Origin of the sequence: Ruminococcus albus AD2013 (genome assembly GCF_000526775.1) — a bacterium.
GTDB classification, from domain to species: Bacteria; Bacillota; Clostridia; order Oscillospirales; family Ruminococcaceae; genus Hominimerdicola; species Hominimerdicola alba_A.
In genome coordinates this window covers 1,888,169-1,906,023 of record NZ_JAGS01000001.1, presented here as the reverse complement: position 1 = coordinate 1,906,023, position 17,855 = coordinate 1,888,169, and the positions used below count along the sequence as shown (strand labels likewise).

The following is a 17,855-nucleotide window of genomic DNA, read 5'->3' as shown; positions in this document are numbered from 1 at the left end:
TTTTTATCTCTTTTCGATATCCCGGTGAGCCAGCCTTATGGTCTTGCCTGAATCGGTAAGGTGCTTTGCGACTGCTTCTGCGAAAGTCACACTTCTGTGCTTTCCGCCTGTACAGCCGAAAGCTATGACCAGCTGTGCCTTGCCCTCTTTTTCATAAAGAGGGATAAGGTAGTCGATGAGGTCTGTGAGCTTTTCCAGGAGAGTCTGTGCTTCCTTAAAACTCATGACGTACCCCGACACCGCGGGGTCAAGACCTGTTTTGCTCTTCAGCTCGGGTATATAGAACGGGTTCGGCAGACATCTTACATCGAAAGTGAGGTCTGCATCGTTCATGACACCGTATTTGAAGCCGAAAGAACGCACTTCTATCCTCATGGCGGATTGTCCCGCGCTCAGGAAGATATCGTACATCTTGCTTTTGAATTCAGCCGTTGAGGTGGAGGAGGTGTCGATATAATAATCCACTTCGTCCCTGACCGATTCAAGAAGCCTGCGCTCGGTCTCTATGGCATCGCGTATATTGCCGTTGGCTATCTCGTAAAGAGGGTGCCTGCGGCGTGTTTCTTTATAGCGGCGCATTATCACTTCATCGCTGCAATCAAGGAATATAACTTTGACTTTGATGCCCATATTGCGCATATCTGTTATAGCGTCCTTCAGCTTGAAGAAAAGTGCTCCGCCGCGTACATCGGCAACGAAAGCGACTTTGTCAAAATTACCCTCGGACTGAACACATATATCGGCAAACTTTACCATAAGCTCGGGCGGCATATTATCTATGCAGTAATACCCTATATCCTCCAGAACATCTATAGCGGTCGATTTGCCCGACCCTGAAATACCTGTAACTACTACGAACTGCACTTCATCCATCCCCTTTTTACCCTGATTTTCAAGGAGTATTTTAAGCTTCGTAAGGTATGTATCTTACCTCACATTCAAGCTCTATGCCCGTATCTTTTAATACTTTTTCCTGTACCTGTTTTATAAGTTCCAGTACATCGGCGCTTGTTGCGCCGCCTTTGTTCACTACGAATCCGCAGTGCTTCTCGCTTACCTGCGCTCCGCCCACGGAGAAACCTCTTAGTCCGCTGTCCTGAATAAGCTTGCCTGCGAAAAGTCCTTCACCTGTGGGTCTTTTGAAGGTACTGCCTGCGCTGGGCATATTCAGGGGCTGTTTATCGCGGCGGCGTCCCATGAGGTCTACCATCTTATCCTGTATCTCGTCATAGCTTCCGCCCGGCAGTTCAAATTCACCCTCGACTATCAGTTCACCGCTCTCGATGAACCTGCTGGTCCTGTAACCGAACTTCATCTGGTCGTTCTGGTATTCAAACTGTCTGCCTGCGCGGTCAACTGCTCTGCCGTATTTTATAACGTCCTTGATCTCTCCGCCGTATGCGCCTGCGTTCATGAATATAGCGCCGCCGACGCTTCCCGGGATACCGTATGCGAATTCCATACCGCTGAGAGAGTGTTCCAGTGCGAAGCGGCAAAGCTTCAGCAAGGGACAGCCCGCCTGTGCAACGATGGTATTTTCGTCTTTCATATATATCTTATCCATCGAGCTGCCTATCAGGAAGATAACGCCGTTGTAGCCGCGGTCATCGAACAGTACATTCGAGCCGTTGCCCAGTGCCATCGTCCTTATGCCGAGACGGTTCGCTTCTTCCCACAGCTGGGAGAGATTATCTGGCGAATTTATATCTATCATTGCCGAACAGCATCCGCCTATGCGGAAGGTGTTGTGTTTATCCAGCGGTTCGTTCGGGAATACTCTGCATTCCAGTTCTTCCGCAAGTTCCAGCAATGAACGTGTGTTCATATCAAGTTCTTTCACTTGTTCTTCTCCTTGTTTGTTTATTGGTGCCGAAATATCCTATCGGACATTTTGGCATAAAGCGGCATGGCGATATCCCGTGACTATGTCAGCAGGACGTACCACGCCGTATGCAAGCTATATCAGAAAACGTCCCAGTTCTTTACGGATTCCTTGGTATCCATTTCAAGACCGAGGTTCTGTAAAAGCTCAGCCGCTGCATTGTAGCCCATCTTCTTGTGACGGTTGTTCATAGCGGCAACTTCCAGTATAACAGCGAGGTTACGGCCGGGCTTTATCGGTATGGTAAGGCTGGGTATCTTTATGCCGAGTATTGAAGTATACTCGTTATCCACGCCCATACGGTCGTATATCTTCTTGCTGTCCCAGGGTTCGAGCTGAACGATGAGGTCTATCTTTTCGGATATCTTAACGGCACCCATACCGAACAGTCTTCTGGTATTTATAATACCTATGCCGCGGAGTTCGAGAAAATGCCTGATGTTATCGGGGGACTGACCTACCAGAGTTCTGCTGGAGGTCTTTCTTATCTCAACGGCGTCGTCAGCCACAAGACGATGTCCGCGCTTTACCAGCTCGATAGCGGTCTCGCTCTTACCTACGCCGCTTTCGCCCACGATGAGTATGCCTTCGCCGTATACTTCGATAAGCACGCCGTGGCGGGTGATACGGGGTGCAAGCTCAACATTCAGGTAGCCGATAAGCGCTGCGATGAACGCAGTGGTACTGTCGGAGGTACGTGCTATCGGCACGCCGTACTTTGAAGCTATATCTATCATTTCGGGATAGAGCTCATGGCTTCTTGCTACGATGAACATTGGTATCTTTGTTGCAAAAAGTGCGTCGAGTCTTTGTCTTCTTACTTCTTCATCGATGGAAGCCAGATAAGCAAACTCCATATTGCCGCATATCTGTATACGCTCGGCGTTGAAGTACTCATAGAATCCCATCAGCTGCAATCCGGGACGGTTGCAGTCGTTGTCGGTGACTATCAGCTCATCGATATTATCGGGAGCATAGAGCAGTTCAAGCCCTAGCTGCTTTACTATCTCGCTGACTGTTACACTGAATATCTCTGCCATAGTTTATCAACTCCTTATTATTGTTTTATCTTGTTGGTTTAAGTTTGCTTTCAGGTGAAATAAACTCTCTTTTTGTCTTAATATAATATCTTGCTTGTAAAAGATGATCATCCCAATCCGCAACATAGTAATACTGATCACCGAGTTTTACCTGCAATGCTTCACCGAAACCGTCTTCTTCAGGATTTCTTCCTATCTTTAAATCCATTATTTTAGGATCTGAACTTTTCAATTCTTTATATCCCAAATTCTTAAACATAATCTCTTTGTTATAATATTTTTCAACGTTTTCATTATAAAAAGAAACTTCTAAATGATCATGATGAATACGTACTGATTTTATTGGCATATCATCATTAAATCCAAAACTAATTGATGCTGATTTGATTTCTGAATAAATATCTGCTAAGAACTGTGAAGATTCATATTCTTTAGCGATTCTTTTAACTTCTTTTTGATACGTTTCTTGATTTTGCTTAGAAAGTTTTTCATGATGCTTTTTTTTCAAATAATTAATTATTGAAGGAGAAAAATAAACAATCATGCATAATGAAATAAAACCGATGTAAAGACTTAATTCTATAATATCCATTTCTGTCATATCGTTTTCTCTCCCATCTTTCCATTATGTCAATAATTATGAATTATGCATTATGAATTATGAATTGATAAGTTCCTGCGCCGCCAGCATTATGCCCATCTTTCCGCTTGGGTAAGTTATGCCGCCCTGAAGCCATACTGCATAGGGTTCGCGTATCGGGGCATCGGCTGAAAGTTCGATGGAAGCGCCCATAGTGAATGCGCCCGCCGCCATGATGACCTTGCTCTCGTAGCCGGGCATATCCCATGCCTCGGGAGTAACATAGCTGTCAACGGGACTGCCTTTCTGTATGCCCTTGCAGAATGCGGTCAGGTTCTTCTCGTTTTCAAGCAGGATAGATGCGATGATATCCGTTCTTTTTTTACTGCTTTCTGGAAGGGTCTTGTAACCCAGCTTTTCAAAAAGTCGGCAGGCGAAAACGGAAGTTTTCAGGGCATTTGCTACTGTCTGCGGGCAGAGGAAGAAGCCCAGAAGTATCTCTCTGTTCATGTTCAGCGAACAGCCTACTTCTTTGCCCATGCCCACGCAGGTGAGTCTGTCAGCGCATTTTTCCACAAGGTCGGCACGTCCGCAGATGTATCCGCCTGTGCTTGCTATTCCGCCGCCGGGGTTCTTTATCAGCGAACCTACAATCAGGTCGGCACCAACGGCAAGAGGTTCCTTTTCTTCAACGAATTCGCCGTAGCAGTTGTCGGTGAGTATAATTATATCGGGATTAGCGTCCTTTGCCGCTTTGATAGCACTTGCTATCACATCAACGGTGAAAGAAGGTCTGAGGGAATATCCGCGCGATCTCTGTATGTAGCCGACTTTCGCGCCCTTTGCTGCCTTTGCAATGGCTTCAAGGTCGGGAGTTCCGTCCTCTTTCAGCTCGACAATGCTGCTTTTAACGCCGAAATCTCTCAGCGAACCGCTGCCATTGTCGCCCTCTTTGCCCACAACGCCCTCAAGGGTATCGTAGGGCGCACCTGTGAGAAAACACAGCTCATCATCGGGACGGAGTATACCGAAAAGCGCAGTGGAAAGCGCATGGGTGCCGTTTACAAAAGTGTGCCTTACTATGGCATCTTCGCCGCCCAGTGCCTGCGCGTAGACCTTATCAGCAGTATCTCTGCCGATATCGCCGTAGCCGTAGCCTGTAGTACCTTTCAGACAGCCCTCGCTCACACGGTTGTCGATGAATGCTTTCAGGACTTTCTGCCCGTTTATCTCGGCGATGCGGTCTATCTCCGCAAATACCTCCTTGCATTCACCCTCAGCCTCAGCAGCAAGGGTCAGTATTTTTTCATCTAATCCAAAAATGTTTGTCAATTATTTCACCTCATGTAGATCTTTCTCCGGCATAGGTTTCTCAACTTTGTATATCGCACCGTACCATCTAAAAATTATTGCGTCCGAAAGCTACTGTAAGAGCAGCGAAGATTGCCAGCAGAGTGAAGTTCACTCCACCTGTGCCCGGTACGAAATATTTTGACGGGTCATTAGGATCTATCATTATTTTTTTCTTGTACATATCAAATGCAGGACTTGAGGACGAGGAGTTTTTGAACTTCGCTTCGCAAGGATATTTTTTCCCTTTGTACTCGTATATGCAGCGAACGGTGAAGTCCCGTCTTTCGATGCCGTCGTCGTCCATATATTCATTCACATCATAGTCCACAGGCTGGACTTCAACTTCTAATGTACAGTTTTTAGGGCATTTTTTGCTCTGTATGCCGGTCACAAGCACTATTACCGTCAGCACGGCAAATATCAGTGCAAGAATTGTATTGATGTTAAATCCGGAACGTGTTTTTCTCATAAGATCCGCTCCTTTGAATTGATCTCCTGTTTTTGTTATTTAATGGCTGGGCTTTTCGTCCCGTCTTTCGAGAACTGTATCTATGCCCATGGCTTTGAAGCCTATCTCTTCATAATAGCTGACTCTGTGGGGTCTTGCAAAAAGCTTTACAGCTATGCCCTGCTGCCACAGCCTTTCGCCTATCCAGTACAGCAGAGTTCTCGCGTGCATCTTTCCTCTTTCCTCGGGGATAGTGCCTACCTGACCAACCAGTGCTATCTTGTCGATTATATATTGTATAGTCGCTGTGGTATAGTCTCCCATAAGGAATGACTGTGAAAGACCGCGTCTTATTCTGTGAGATGTATCCGTCAGCCACATCTCGTAGCTGTCTTCAAGTCTCGGAAAACACTTTGCAAGTATCTTGTACACATCGTCCAGCTTGGGAAGTTCGTCCACCTCCAGTGGGGGCAGCTTGCCTGTGGGAGAATATGTAAATTCGGTACGCTTTTCACTGCGGTACTCATCATCAAGGAGTACTGCAAGTTTTTCGCCGTACTGCCTTTCAAGTTCCACCGAGAAAGGTTTCAGCATACGCACGAAGCCCGAAAGCTCTTCCAGCATTTCCTCGGGCAGTTCTTTTCCATCAAATGTGGATATCATAAGCGCACTGTTGAACTCGGAGAACATACCGAGTCTTTCGCCTTTGTATTCCATGAAGAAGAACCGAAGAAAATCGTATTTCGTGCCGTATGCGAGAAAATGCGACTTTATTCGCCTGCTGTAATTATTGTCCCTGAGCCTGTTTATCAGCGCAAGGTCGATATCTTTTGTCTGATATATCATTATAAGTCCTCCGTTCGGGGGATAGGATCATTTTACTTTCCTATACTATACTCAGCTGAGTTCGTTTACCAGCTGTTTGAAATGTCTGCCTCTGTCCTCGAACATACGGTACATATCAAAGCTTGCGCAGGCAGGTGTCAGCGATACGATATCGCCCTCCTCTGCATATTCGCGGGCGGTGCGTACAGCTTCTGCCATATCCTTGACGGTGATTATCTTCAGTCCGCTGCCCTTGAAATTGGGTGCAGCTTCCACAGCGGCGCGTATCTTGTCCTTGGTCTGACCCATGAGTATCAGCACCTTTACCTTATCACAGATAGGTGCAGCCATAGGCTCAAAGCTTACGCCCTTATCGGAACCGCCCTGTATCATTATCTGCTTCTGGTCAAAAGCGGCAAGACAAGCCAGAACTCTCGTGGGGCTGGAAGCTATGGAGTTGTTGTAATACTTAACGCCGTCCAGTTCTCTTACAAATTCTATACGATGCTCAACGCCGCCGAATTCCCTGGCTATCTTAGCAACATTTTCGGGCTTGACCTCACCGTATGTCATAGCTATGGCAGTGAGATAATCCTCAACGTTGTGCATACCGGGTATCTTTATATCTTTCATATGTACATATTCGGTAACTTTTCCGCGCTCGTTGTAGCACAGCATACCGTCTTCACGGAGAAATGCGCCGTTATCGGGCTTTTCCTTGATGCTGAACCAAGCAAGGTCGCCGCGTACACGGTCTTCAAGACCATGGGTCACTTCATCGTCAAAGCTGAGGACAGCTCTTGAATATGCGTTCTGGTGGTCGAGAATATTGCACTTTGCAAGGGTATATTCCTCCATAGTGCCGTGAACGTTCAGATGGTTGGGGCGGATATTTGTAATGCCCGCAACATCGGGGCTCTCGCGCATGGAAATCAGCTGGAAGCTTGAAAGCTCGCAGACAGCCACATCTGTCTCGGAGATAGTCTCCACCAGAGGCAGGAGCGCCTTGCCGATATTTCCGCCCAGATGTACCCTCTTGCCCTCGGATTTGAGAAACTCGCTTACGAGAGTGGTTGTGGTGGTCTTTCCGTCAGAACCTGTCAGTGCATAGGTCTTGCAGGGGCAGAGGTCGAAGAAAGTCTCCATCTCGGAGGTGATGACAACACCCTGCTTTCTTGCCTTTGTGAGAACGGGGTCATTGTAGTACATACCCGGGGTACGGAAAACTATATCACAGTTGAAGAGTTCATCGAGATAATTCTCGCCCAGTGAGAATTCACAGCCCTTAGACCTGAAATCCTCTATCAGCATAGGGTCGAACTCGTCTTCTTCACGCTTGTCGCAGATAACACAGTTTATGCCTTTGGAAAGGAATACCTTTATAAGGTCGGTATGGCTCACTCCCACGCCGATGAAAGCGACTCTTTTATCCTTTATTGCATTGAAGTACTTTTGTGCCTTAGTCATTGTAATTTCTCCTTTATTTCAATGTCTTTATGTCACAGTCTTATCTGCAAACACAAATTATCTATTATATTATACACTATTTTCCCGCAAAACGCAAGGGGATAAAGAAAGAATAATGAAAAAAAGCGTCAGAAGGCATTTTTGAAGACCTTGATTTATACATAAATATGGTGTATAATCATTTCGGGTGATGAGATGAAAGGTTTAAAAAAGGAACTCGCAGTATTCGCGGGCGCATTGCTGTGCTGTTTTTTGTGGGCGAGCGCTGTTCCTTCGATAAAGATAGGATATAAGCTGTGGGATATCGGCGGGGACGAAACATGGAAGGTAATACGATTTGCTGGTATAAGATTTTTCCTTGCAGGGATACTTGTTATAGCTTTTGCGGGTGCTGCACGTAAAAAACTGCTTATACCTCGGAGAGATGAATGGGGCAAGGTAATGTTCCTGAGTCTTTTCCAGACCATAGGACAGTACGTTTTCTTTTATATAGGAGTAGCCCATACGACAGGTGTGAATTCGGCGGTAGTGGATTCCCTGACAAACTTTTTTGCCATGATGATCGCTTGTGTGGTAATGCGGATGGAAAAACTTACCATCAGAAAACTGACAGGCTGTCTGCTGGGACTTGCGGGAGTTATACTTGTGGAGATCCTGCCTGCGGGATTTTTTTTCCGCCCGGCCGGGGACGGGCTTGTGGCGCTTTCGGCGCTGTGCTATGGTGTATCTTCTTCGATGATAAAGAAATATTCCTCGGAACACGATACTGTCCTTTTCAGCGGCTGGCAGTTCATATTCGGCGGTGCGGTGATGACGGCAGTCGGTCAGTGCGGAATGATGGTATCGGGCGGCAGTGACGGGTCTTCGCCTGTTTCTTTCAAGGCTGTGGCACTCCTTGTCTATCTGGCGCTGGTATCAAGTGTGGCGTACACTCTCTGGGGGATACTTCTCAAAAACAACGATGTTTCAAAGATATCAGTTTACGGATTTATGAACCCTGTCATGGGAGTTATGCTTTCGGCGGTTCTGCTTGGTGATAAGCTTGGGATAAGATATGCGGCGGCACTTCTTCTGATAGGTGCGGGTATAGCAACTGTGAACATAAAAAAGCCTCACAAAATGGACGATGTGTCGAATACTAAAGACAAAGTGTGAAAAAATTATAGCTAAATTATCGGATAATACTTGAAATTTTTGTGACATCGTGATATAATATATGTAACACTCGACGGTAGGATCGCTGATCTGCCGTAAATTATTTGTCGGACATGATAGTAATGTCCGATGGAAATGGAGGGGCATATGGATTTCCAGAATGTTGTTGACAGTATATCCACAGCTGCCTGTGTAGTATCGGTTGAAACTTTTGAGGACGGCAGCTGCGGAAAGTTCAGGATAGTTACAGGTAATCGGGCTTATCTTGATACTATCGAACGTCCGATGGAAAACGTTGTGATGCTGACAAAAAAATTTGTACCCAACAGTGAGTATACGGAATATCTTAACCGCGACCTGAACTTTGAGGATTCATGCTATCGCGCGGCGGTGGAAAAAAAGCTGCTTCATTCTTACGCTCACCCTGCAAGATTTGATGTATGGTTCAATATGTCATTCCTGCCATTGGCAGGCGATGAGGGAAACCTGCATTACTGTATGTATATAATGGAAATAAACTTCAAGCCCGATGCAAAGAGGCTTTCTGCCATATCGGCGGATATCGCATCTGCGGTACTGGAGACCTGTATCAGGCTGAGAAGCGACGATGATTTCAGTACGATAATGAATGATATATGCGAGGATATCCGCGAACTTTGCGATTCGGAACACTGCTGTTTGCTTCTTATGGATAAAGCAAAGCGTTCCTGCTCGGTGCTTTGCGAGGCTTTTTCAAAGGACAGCAAGCTGCTGCCCATGGAAAAATATCTCGATGAAAACTTTTACAGTATTGCTGAATCCTGGAAGGATACCATTGCGGGAAGCAACTGCCTTATCGTCAAGAGAGAAAGCGATATGGAGGTCGTGAGAGAAAGAAACCCCGTATGGCATGATTCTATAACCAAGGCGGGCGGCAAGACCATTGTGCTCTTCCCGCTTGAATTCAAGAATGAGCTTCTGGGCTATATCTGGGCGTTGAATTTCAGTGCTGAAGCTGCTGACACCATCAAGGAGACGCTGGAACTTACTACATTCATACTGGCTTCAGAAATATACAGCTATAAGATGATGGATAAGCTTCATGTTCTCAGTTCAAAGGATATGCTGACAGGCGTGATGAACCGCAACGAGATGAACAACTATGTGGATGCGCTTATCAAGGGCAAGAAAGGTGAATCGGTGGGCGTTGTATTTGCTGACCTGAACGGTCTGAAAGTTATAAATGACACCAAGGGTCACACGGCAGGCGATGAACTGCTGAAAAAAGCGTCGGCGGCTTTGCAGGAGGTATTCAGTCCCCATGATATTTTCAGGGCGGGCGGCGATGAATTCGTTGTTGTGCTGACAGACGTTACGGAAGAAGAGCTATACCGGAAAACGGAGGAACTCAGGGAAACGGCGAAAAAATACAGCGATCTGGTCTTTGCGGTAGGCTACGCTTATGAGCCTGCTCTGGCTGAAGTAAGAACGGCATTACGCGTGGCTGACGAAAATATGTATCTCGACAAAAAGCACTATTACGAGATGCACCCCGAAAAGAAACGATCTTCTGTTGCAAAGTGATATTCGGATTAGCACAAATGTTCCATGTGGAACATTTGTACGATGATATGATGTAACACAGATCCAATGACGGTGAACGATGCAGTTTTCGGGAATAATAAACACATTCTGACGAACCTGAAAATGCAATAGATACAACAGGAAATAAGCTTTTGCCGCACTTACGGGTGCGGCTTTTTTATGCAAAGATCATTGACATATAATGCGTTAGATGTTATACTTAAATAAAAGTTTATATAAATTAGGAATGTCACTTCATACAGGGGTAATTATGATGGGTATATTACTTAATGTTAACCATATATTTAATACTGATAAGCTGACAAAAGACGAACTGCTGATTATCAAAAATGGAAAATTAATGAGAATTATAAGGTGATATACTATGTCTTTAGAAAAAAATGTTGAAATAAGAATTGATAGTGTGGATAATCTAATAGATTATTTGACTAACGATCTGTATTGCTCATCGAACAATTCTGTAAATCACATAGTTGATAAAAGAATAGGTGATATTTACACATTCATCAACGATAAGATAATTGCTACTATGTATTTTATGGAAAAGATTGATATTGAGCTATTGAAAAACGATTATGATGTTGATGTAAACTACTTTATTTCATTCGAAAGTTGCGAAGGTATTAATTCAAACGAAAGTATCCTTTACTTTATTGAAAGAATAATAAATGACTTTGAATCCGACCTGGTCTATATGTCAGGTTTCGAAAAGGCAGTAATAATTAAGCGAAACGGAAGCATTACGTTGGATGATTCATTTGATTATTACTGCGGTAAAGGAATGAAAAATGAGTTTCAGAAGCGTTTAGGAGTATTACCTTTTAACTAATCTGTTATGAAGCGAAGAAGCCGAAAAGAAAAATGCATCGAAGGATCATTTGAATTTGTATATGATAAAGAAGATCCCGAAACCATGAAAACTGCCGTTAAACAGTCGGTAGATTACATACTGAAATATGTGATACCTGTTTTTGATGAGATAGTTGATCTTAATTCTTTTCTTGAATATGGACGTAAAAATATATGTATTCCGGAGATCTGCTGCCATTATATGTTAAGCTAAATATAAGAACAGGGGTATCAAACTATTATACTCAAAAGCTGAAAGAGATAGATGAAGACGAGATATTGACCGACTGACAAAATGTCTGTTTGTTCTCTATTGCTAAAAAAATAAAAATGTGTTATAATAATAAACAATATATGGCGTGAAGCGGAGTGAAAGGAGATTTTTCATGTTACTTGACGGAAAATGCGTGGTCATCGGCGTTACAGGCTCGATTGCCGCCTACAAAATACCAAACCTTGCGCGTATGCTGAAAAAACAGGGGGCTGATGTGGAGATACTCATGACCCCGAATGCGTGCAATTTTATAAATCCCATAACTTTTGAAAGTCTGCTGGGGCACAAGTGTCTGGTGGAAACTTTTGACAGGAACTTCCAGTATTCGGTAGAGCACGTTGCGCTGGCGAAAAAGGCTGATGTTGTGCTGATAGCCCCTGCTTCGGCTAATGTCATAGGCAAGGTGGCTTCGGGCATTGCGGACGATATGCTGACAACAACGGTGATGGCCTGCACCTGTACAAAAATTGTCTCACCTGCTATGAACCACAATATGTTCCACAACCCGATAGTTCAGGATAATATCGAAAAACTGCGGAAATTCGGGTATAAGATAGTCGAGCCCGACAGAGGTATGCTGGCAAACGGTGACAGTGGTGACGGCAGAATGCCCGAGCCCGAGGTGCTTTACGAGTATATCCTGCGTGAGATAGCCTGCGAGAAAGACCTTGCGGGCAAGCGGGTGCTTGTGACGGCGGGTGCGACCCGTGAATCCATCGACCCTGTGCGCTTTATCACGAACCATTCAAGCGGAAAAATGGGCATCGCAGTGGCGAAAGCGGCGATGCTTCGCGGTGCTGAGGTAACTCTCGTTGCGGGTCATACGGAGGCGCAGTTACCGCCTTTTGTGAATTATGTGCCTGTTGAGAGCGCGGAGGATATGTTCAATGCGGTCACTCAACTGTCCGATAAACAGGACTTTATTATAAAGGCGGCGGCTGTGGCGGATTATACTCCAAAGACAACTGCGGATAATAAGCTCAAAAAGTCCGATAATGATATGAGCATCGAGCTGAAGCGCACTAAGGATATCCTCAAATATCTTGGTGAGCACAAGCGTGAGGGTCAGAAGATCTGCGGATTTTCAATGGAGACTGAGAATGTTATTGAGAATTCGTCCAAAAAACTTCACAGCAAAAATTGCGATATGATATGTGCAAATTCTCTCAGGACTGCGGGGGCGGGATTCGGCGTTGATACGAATGTCATCACAATGATAACAAAGGACGGCGCTGATGAACTGCCGCTGATGTCAAAGGAAGAAGCTGCCCACAGGATACTTGACAAGCTTCGTGACCTTTAAAGGCTGGATCATGAAAAGAATACAAATATTTGAAAATGGCATAAACGTCGTTTTTGAGATAACCGATGAAAAGCTGATAAAGCTTCTGCATTTCTCTGCACTGCCTTTTGATGAAAGCACAATGGCGTCAAAAGCAGGCAATACAGGGTTCAATTTGGTGGAAATGAAGATCAGCGGAATAGACAGTGCGGGAGAATGGCACGGCAATAAGTGCAGAATAAACGCATTGGGAAATCGGTTGAAATATAAGAATTTTAAAGATATTAACAACTCTATCGGACGCAAGCTTGAGATAGTCTGCTTTGATGAAGAAACGGGGCTTGAAACAGTTTCACATATGCAGTTCTACACAGGCACGCGTGCTGTGAGAGTGTGGACTGATGTCAATAATTGCAGTACTGAAAATCGGACTTTAGAGTATGTATCATCATTTTCGTTGGCTGGTATAGAAAAAGAGGGTCTTCAGCCGCAGGACGAAAAATTGCGCGTCGGGATATGTCACAACTCGCGGAAGAGAGAGCTGCAATGGCGGTTTTACAGCCCTGAACAGCAGAATTCATCGAAGGTCTTGGGCGTAACGAACGTCGGAAACCTGTCTTCAAAGGAGTATATACCGATGGGATATGCCGAGAATACCGAAGTTGGCGGGGCGCTGATGTGGCAGATCGAGCATAACGGTTCGTGGCACTGGGAGATCTCCGACCGTGAGGGGCATATGTACTTACAGCTTTCGGGACCGTCGGAGATAGGTTCGCATTGGTCGAAAATATTGAGACCGGGCGATAGTTTCAGATCTGTATATTGCGGAGTGTGTGCTGTGAACGGCGGATTCAATGAAGCCATTGCTGAAATGACGAAGTACAGGCGTCTTATAAGACGCAAAAGCCGCGATAACACAAATCTTCCGGTGATATTCAACGGCTGTTTGAACTGCCTTTGGACTGACCCTACAAATGAAAAAGAGCTTTCGCTTATCGATGCTGCGGCAGAAGTTGGATGCGAATATTTTTGCATTGATGCAGGTTTGTACGCTGATGATATTCGGTGTGACAGGATAGGTGGATGGCACGAGGATGGGAAAATACTTCCAGATAAACTGCGTGAAGTAACTGATCACATTCGCAAAAAAAGAATGATCCCCGGCGTAAGGGTGGAGATCGAAGCAATGGGTATAAAATGTCCCATGGCGGATGATCTTCCAGATGAATGGTTTTTCGTCAGAAACGGCAAAAGAGTGATCGACAAAAGCAGATATCAGCTGGATTTCCGCGTACCTGCGGTGCGTGAGTATTGTGATGCGGCAGTGGACAGACTGATAAACGAGTATGGATTCGGGTACATAAAAATGGACTGCAACATCGAGCCCGGCATTGGTACAGAAAATAATGCTGACAGCTTCGGTGATGGTCTGCTGGAACACGAAAGAGCCTATTTAGCGTGGCTAGACGGCGTTTTTGAACGTCATCCCAAGGTTATAGTCGAAAATTGCTCTGACGGAGGTCGGAGAATGGACTATGCACTGCTTTCGAGATGTTCGATACAATCTATCCCAAGTCAGGAAGATTACCGAAAATACGCCGCTATCGCTGCTAATGCGCCGTCTGCTGTGTGCCCCGAACAAGCTGCTGTACGGTCATTCCTGTCGGAAACAGATGACAGGGAAGAAGCTGTATTCAATATGGTGAATGCAATGCTATCACGAGTACATCTGAGTGGACACTTGGACCGTTTGGATTCAGAAATACAGGCTATTGTCAAAGAGGGTATAGAGGTATACAGATCTATACGCAGGGATATCGCCAAGGCTCTTCCTTTCTATCCACTGGGTGTGTCTGAATTTTTGGATAGTTGGTCTGCCTTGGGGCTTAGGTGCGATGGACGGATATACCTTGCAGTATGGCATAGAGATGGCTCCGAAAACTGCAGTATTCCGATAAACAATGGTTTAAATGATGTTAAAGTCAGATGTATTTATCCCTCTTACAATGAGGAAAAATATGCTTATGATCCAAATAACAGGACACTTACTGTTAGATTTGGAAGACCGAATATTGCGCGGCTGTTTATGATGGAGGAACGGTCATAAATTGCGAAATCATAAATAACCAGAAATTGTGATTAGATAATTGCCAAAAATTGCTTATGTGGAGAACAGGATAGTTGATTTAACAGGGAGGATTTATGGACATTAAAATACCGCGATATGTTGCTGCGGTGATAGATATTCTAGAAAAAAACGGATATGAAGCCTACATCGTCGGGGGCTGTGTAAGAGATGCTATGATGGGCAAGGAGCCCCATGATTACGACGTTTGCACCAATTGTACCCCTGATAGGATGGTCGAGATATTCAGCGGCTTTCACACCATAAAAACGGGTCTGAAACACGGAACTCTTACTGTGATGTCGGAGCATATGCCTGTTGAGGTGACTACCTATCGCAGTGATGGTGAGTATACTGATCACAGAAGACCTGATTCGGTAAAATTTGAAACAGAACTATGTGAAGATCTGAAACGCCGTGATTTTACTGTAAATGCTATGTGCTTCAATCCGAATGAAGGGACAGTTGATCTCTTCGATGGTAAAAATGACTTGGAAGACCGCATTATCAGATGTGTAGGAGTCGCAGAAGACAGATTTGATGAAGATGCCCTCCGTATCATGCGCGCATTAAGATTTGCGTCTGTTCTGGACTTTGATATAGAAGAAAATACAGCTGCTGCTATGCGCAAAAAATCTTATTTGCTCAACGCAATTTCTGCTGAACGTATATTTTCCGAATTGAAAAAGCTTCTCTGCGGTAAGGCTGTATGCAGGATAATGCTGGAATATTCGGATATAATCGGTGTGATACTTCCTGAGATCATACCATGTATCGGCTGTGAACAGCACAATATCCACCATTGTTATACGGTGTATGAGCACATATGCCGAAGTATTGATAAAATCGAAAATGACGAAGATCTGCGCCTTATTATGCTGTTTCATGATATCGGCAAGCCTCAGAAAAAGGTCACTGACGAGAATGGTGTCGATCATTTCAAACTGCATCAGCTAAGCAGCAGAGATATCGCTGAGACAGTGCTTACGCGGCTGAAATGTTCCAACAAGACCCTCAAAAGAGTGACCTCGCTGGTACTTGAACATGATAACCGTATTTTTCCAAAACGGCGTACTGTCAAGAGATTTTTAGCAAAATATGACTATGATTTTTATGTGGACTGGCTGAAAGTCCGCAGAGCTGATACTCTGGCGCAGTCGGACTATATGCGTGAGGAAAAGCTGGCAGAACTGGAACTTCTTGCAAAGCTTGGCGATGAGATAAAAGAGGAGATGTGCTGTTTAAAGACCGCTGATCTCGCAATTAACGGTCATGATATGATCGCAATGGGATTCAGCGGTGCTGATATAAAGAACGCCCTGAATACGGCACTTGAAGCTGTTATAGATGAGGAGATCGAGAACGAGCGCGAGACACTTCTTACATTCATAAGGGGGAAGTTTTATGGACAGTAAATTATTTAACTTCTTTAGATGGGTGATCCTGATAGCGATGTGCGTAGTTATATTTGTTTTTTCTTCATCACCTGCAACTGATTCGAGCAATCAAAGCAGAACTATAGTTATGAAGGTCATCTATTTTTTCTTTAAAGATTTTGATAATAAACCAATTTCCGAGAAGGCAGCTGTATATTCTTTGGTCACGACTTTTGTCAGGAAATGCGCGCATTTTTCGGAATATGCTTTACTTGCGGGACTTGCATTTTCGGCTTTTTACGGCATACGCAACCGTATACTGAGATTGCTGTGCTCTGTTGCCGCGGCGGCTTTGTATGCTTGTACTGATGAGTTCCATCAGACATTTGTCCCCGGGCGTTCGGGAATGATGCGTGATGTCATCATAGACTCAACAGGTGCTTTGTTCGGTGCTGTCGTCGCCTGCTGTATTGCGGTATATTTTACGGCATGGACTATCATCAGAAAAAACAGCTATTATTGAAATATATACTTTTGGCGTCTTACATTATGTAAGGCGCTTTTGGCTTGTATAAATATCTTGATATTTCGGAATATATTCTATCGATGTGACATTAACGTGTCTTGTGAATTGTATGATTTGCACATCTTTTGTTCATAATAAATCGAAATCATTGACAGCCTGTGTTTTATGATTTATAATATTATCGGGTATCGGATAAATGATATTCCCGATAAAAAAATATGAACGGGAATATAAAAGAAGAGTGCAGGCAAAGTGCCTGTATTCCGCAATTTTCGGTACAAGTGTAAAAATAGAACCATGAGAGATGTTTCAGAAGACAGAAAAGGAGACAATATGATATCATCTATTTTTGAGGAACAATTGACGATCGAGTTGGAGAAAGTATTGCTGAGACCCATAACCGCCGATGATGCGGAGGATCTTTACGAAATTTTCTCGGACAAACAGGTCATGAAGTACTATGACAGACTGCCATTGAAAAGCCGCGAGGAAGCTGACGATCTGGCGAAGATGTTTATGGACGGCTTAGCGGACAAGACTATGATAAGGTGGGGGATAGAAGAGAAAGCCGGCGGTAAGCTGATAGGTACCTGCGGATTTTTCTGTATATCCGAAGATGACAAAAAGGTTGAGATCGGCTATGAACTCAGGCGAGACCGCTGGGGCATGGGTATAATGTCCGAGGCGCTGGGAGCGATAATGAAATTCATCTTCACAAGAACGGATATCAACCGTGTTGAAGCCTTTGTTGAAGTTCAGAATGTGGCTTCGATGCGGCTTCTGGATAAGCTGGGTTTTGTCAACGAGGGTACTTTGCGACAGTACGAAAGGTGCAGAAATGAATTGATAGACGTGACTATCTGGAGCTGCCTGAGAAGTGACGGAGTGTATTAAGAACACACAAACTTGGGTAAGAATGCCAAGGAGAAGAGCTTTGGCTCAAGCCTTTCGCGAAAGGCTTGCGGGGAGCCACAGTCAGCAAAGCTGACTGTTGAGGGGCAGAGCCTCTCGGTCAAGGCGCAAAAGCGACGAGGTAATAAAGCCATAAATAGCAAACCAAACATCCGACCCAAAAAGGCGCGGCAATAA

The 17,855-nt window shown here is 44.7% G+C and carries 16 protein-coding genes; 8 read left to right on the top strand and 8 right to left on the bottom strand.

Annotated features, from left to right (window positions below; genetic code table 11):
• Positions 1 to 3: 3 nt before the first annotated feature.
• The 8 genes from rapZ to murD all read right to left on the bottom strand — a co-directional run bounded on the left by rapZ (position 4) and on the right by murD (position 7,595).
• Entirely contained in the window at positions 4 to 864 is an 861-nt protein-coding gene (gene rapZ, locus N773_RS0108375) for an RNase adapter RapZ (protein WP_024857372.1), read from the bottom strand.
• A gap of 40 nt (positions 865 to 904) precedes the next feature.
• A complete protein-coding gene (gene murB, locus N773_RS0108370; RefSeq protein WP_051454272.1) occupies positions 905 to 1,840 on the bottom strand; it encodes a UDP-N-acetylmuramate dehydrogenase in 936 nt (311 codons plus the stop codon).
• 122 nt (positions 1,841 to 1,962) lie between these two features.
• Positions 1,963 to 2,922, bottom strand: coding sequence for an HPr(Ser) kinase/phosphatase (gene hprK, locus N773_RS0108365; protein ID WP_024857370.1), 960 nt, complete (start codon positions 2,920 to 2,922; stop codon positions 1,963 to 1,965).
• A 25-nt stretch (positions 2,923 to 2,947) separates the two neighbouring features.
• Positions 2,948 to 3,523, bottom strand: a complete 576-nt coding sequence (locus N773_RS0108360; protein WP_024857369.1) for a hypothetical protein — start codon at positions 3,521 to 3,523, stop codon at positions 2,948 to 2,950.
• 57 nt (positions 3,524 to 3,580) lie between these two features.
• A complete protein-coding gene (locus tag N773_RS0108355) occupies positions 3,581 to 4,834 on the bottom strand; it encodes an aminotransferase class I/II-fold pyridoxal phosphate-dependent enzyme (protein ID WP_024857368.1) in 1,254 nt (417 codons plus the stop codon).
• Between the two features lie 67 nt (positions 4,835 to 4,901).
• Positions 4,902 to 5,324, bottom strand: a complete 423-nt coding sequence (locus N773_RS0108350; protein WP_024857367.1) for a hypothetical protein — start codon at positions 5,322 to 5,324, stop codon at positions 4,902 to 4,904.
• Positions 5,325 to 5,363: 39 nt separating this feature from the next.
• Entirely contained in the window at positions 5,364 to 6,149 is a 786-nt protein-coding gene (locus tag N773_RS0108345) for a hypothetical protein (protein WP_024857366.1), read from the bottom strand.
• A gap of 51 nt (positions 6,150 to 6,200) precedes the next feature.
• Complete coding sequence (murD, locus tag N773_RS0108340; protein WP_024857365.1) at positions 6,201 to 7,595, bottom strand: UDP-N-acetylmuramoyl-L-alanine--D-glutamate ligase; 1,395 nt, start codon at positions 7,593 to 7,595, stop codon at positions 6,201 to 6,203.
• Between the two features lie 195 nt (positions 7,596 to 7,790).
• On the opposite strand from murD, the gene N773_RS0108335 reads away from it, so the two are divergent.
• The 8 genes from N773_RS0108335 to N773_RS0108290 all read left to right on the top strand — a co-directional run bounded on the left by N773_RS0108335 (position 7,791) and on the right by N773_RS0108290 (position 17,660).
• A complete protein-coding gene (locus N773_RS0108335; RefSeq protein WP_024857364.1) occupies positions 7,791 to 8,750 on the top strand; it encodes a DMT family transporter in 960 nt (319 codons plus the stop codon).
• A 147-nt stretch (positions 8,751 to 8,897) separates the two neighbouring features.
• Positions 8,898 to 10,313, top strand: a complete 1,416-nt coding sequence (locus N773_RS0108330; protein WP_024857363.1) for a sensor domain-containing diguanylate cyclase — start codon at positions 8,898 to 8,900, stop codon at positions 10,311 to 10,313.
• Positions 10,314 to 10,698: 385 nt separating this feature from the next.
• Positions 10,699 to 11,163, top strand: coding sequence for a hypothetical protein (locus N773_RS0108320; protein ID WP_024857362.1), 465 nt, complete (start codon positions 10,699 to 10,701; stop codon positions 11,161 to 11,163).
• Positions 11,164 to 11,569: 406 nt separating this feature from the next.
• Positions 11,570 to 12,760, top strand: coding sequence for a bifunctional phosphopantothenoylcysteine decarboxylase/phosphopantothenate--cysteine ligase CoaBC (gene coaBC, locus N773_RS0108310; protein ID WP_024857360.1), 1,191 nt, complete (start codon positions 11,570 to 11,572; stop codon positions 12,758 to 12,760).
• Positions 12,761 to 12,770: 10 nt separating this feature from the next.
• Complete coding sequence (locus tag N773_RS0108305; RefSeq protein ID WP_024857359.1) at positions 12,771 to 14,846, top strand: glycoside hydrolase family 36 protein; 2,076 nt, start codon at positions 12,771 to 12,773, stop codon at positions 14,844 to 14,846.
• 95 nt (positions 14,847 to 14,941) lie between these two features.
• Entirely contained in the window at positions 14,942 to 16,279 is a 1,338-nt protein-coding gene (locus tag N773_RS0108300; RefSeq protein WP_024857358.1) for a CCA tRNA nucleotidyltransferase, read from the top strand.
• A complete protein-coding gene (locus N773_RS20010) occupies positions 16,269 to 16,763 on the top strand; it encodes a VanZ family protein (protein ID WP_024857357.1) in 495 nt (164 codons plus the stop codon). Before N773_RS0108300 ends, N773_RS20010 begins: the two co-directional genes overlap by 11 nt.
• A gap of 336 nt (positions 16,764 to 17,099) precedes the next feature.
• The gene (locus N773_RS0108290) at positions 17,100 to 17,660 is read left to right on the top strand and encodes a GNAT family N-acetyltransferase (protein ID WP_024857356.1); all 561 of its coding nucleotides are present in this window, start codon (positions 17,100 to 17,102) and stop codon (positions 17,658 to 17,660) included.
• Positions 17,661 to 17,855 lie beyond the last annotated feature (195 nt).